Consider the following 269-nt stretch of genomic DNA (forward strand, 5'->3'; position numbering starts at 1 on the left):
CTGGGATCAAGCACGCATTACGGTTCAATCACGATCGATCCGGCAGAGGGCACGCTGACGTTTCACATCAAAAACTCGTCGTTCCCGAATTGGGTAGGACAGGAACAGAAAAGGAATTACGAATTGAAAGGGAATGAATTGAGTTATCGCGTAACGCCGCGACCGAATGGCGATGTGCCGATTTCCGTCTGGCGGCGCGTGGATTGAGCATTGTTTGCAATTAAAGCGGAAATCGGTTGTGGTGCGATTGAGACATCTTCAGGCTGGAT

The 269-nt window shown here is 50.2% G+C and carries 1 protein-coding gene; it reads left to right on the top strand.

Translation table 11 applies throughout. The features are described from left to right. The coding region (locus SB816_RS32005; protein WP_410548244.1) for a lipocalin-like domain-containing protein at positions 1 to 207 on the top strand (207 nt) is incomplete at its 5' end. Positions 208 to 269: the final 62 nt, after the last annotated feature.

The organism is Achromobacter sp. SIMBA_011 (assembly GCF_046535435.1).
Lineage (GTDB): Bacteria > Pseudomonadota > Gammaproteobacteria > Burkholderiales > Burkholderiaceae_B > Achromobacter > Achromobacter dolens.